The 1,510-nt window shown below is 38.5% G+C and carries 2 protein-coding genes; both read right to left on the reverse strand.

The genetic code is table 11. From position 1 onward, the window contains the following. On the reverse strand, window positions 1-239 hold a 239-nt coding region (locus tag JCM10991_RS15485; protein ID WP_035189087.1), incomplete at its 3' end, for a hypothetical protein. An 870-nt stretch (window positions 240-1,109) separates the two neighbouring features. Further along, entirely contained in the window at window positions 1,110-1,325 is a 216-nt protein-coding gene (locus tag JCM10991_RS11665; protein ID WP_025021584.1) for a hypothetical protein, read from the reverse strand. Window positions 1,326-1,510: the final 185 nt, after the last annotated feature.

Below are 1,510 nucleotides of genomic sequence, written 5' to 3' on the forward strand. Positions count from 1 at the left end.
GCCGTATTTCTGCGCTTTTTTCGTATGGTTGGGTCTGACAAATAAACTTTTTTGAACAGCTTTACCATGTCCCAATCACCTGACAAAGCCCACTTTTTAAGTTTATTTTCACCATTCCATTTAAATCCACCACCAACAGCCAGTCGACAGGCCTTGGCCACGTGGGATTTGTCTAAAACCTCAACTACATCCAACCAGTTACTACATGTTTTTAGCCACTGTACGACTTCTGCGATCACGAATTACAAATTCATGTCTTACCCTAGGCGACTGGCTGAGAGCCTTATCTACCATCTCAAGAAGACTATTAAGCATATTTCTGCCGATTTCTAGCGCCACTTTTTTAATTTCAAACACCAAATTCGAGAAGTTAATAGGCCCGTTAAACATACTTGAACTTAAAAATTTTATGTCATTACTTAGGACAGAACCAAATTGTTGTTATATAATAGTGTTAAGCATAATAAAAAGCCTCCTAGAGTATTTGTTTCGACTATATTTTACCACTAGGGGGGCTTTTTTTATTCAATTTCGTCCACTAAAACTTTACGCGGTCCCTTTTTTGTACTACTATTGTATTTTTACTGTATAACCATTGTACCACCAGAAGATTTTTGTAATTTTCAATTTTTTTCATAAAAGAGACTTTACCCAAATATTTCTAAGAATTTAGAGGTAAAGGTTGAAAATATTTATCATAATTTACGCAGATTCTATACCGCTACAAAAACGCTCTCATCGTGGATAGTACTTGGCACTTACTAGCTTTTTAATTGTTGCTTACTAGCTAATAACCCTCCTCATAATTTTAAGTATGGTAAATACAACATTTCACTCTACTCTTGGACATTGGTGGGTGAAGTGAGAAAAAACGCTAGCCAGGCTTTTGATATTAGCAATCACATTATCTTAAAATATGACAACCGGTGCACTTCAATCCATTATAAGTGCCAATTTAATCAGAAAACAATGGAATTAGAGTTCTTGTGAATCATCCACCATGCACACAGGGAATACGTAATCTTATCTCCCTTAGTCACGTTCATACCAGAATCACCCCCATACACACGGGGAACACTAACACCCCGTTATAAATTACAAGCCTTTTTCTAAAATTCTCGCAATTTATTTTCAAGGCTAACTTTAAGCTCTTTCAAAAACCGCTGATAATCTTCACGGTTCTCGTTGATTTGCCTTTCAGCAACGCTTCCAGGCTTTGGGTCAACGAAACTGAACGCTGACCGTTTCAGTTTCATGAATCCGTTTCTATCCGGATTCTTTTCCTCCCATTTGCGAGAGGCTTTTATTTGTGATTTTGTCACCATAATTTATTCCTCCTTAGAAACCTTTGACTTTTGTTTCTCCTACTCTAGTTATACTTTCGCAGGATCACCCCCGTACACACGGGGAACACAAGACGAAGAAGGACGCCCGCAAGTGGCTCACGGGATCACCTCCGTACACACGGGGAACACGTTCTAAGCTCTATCAAGATATCAACCGAGGCAGG

Origin of the sequence: Ligilactobacillus equi DSM 15833 = JCM 10991, from assembly GCF_000615765.1 — a bacterium.
GTDB lineage: Bacteria > Bacillota > Bacilli > Lactobacillales > Lactobacillaceae > Ligilactobacillus > Ligilactobacillus equi.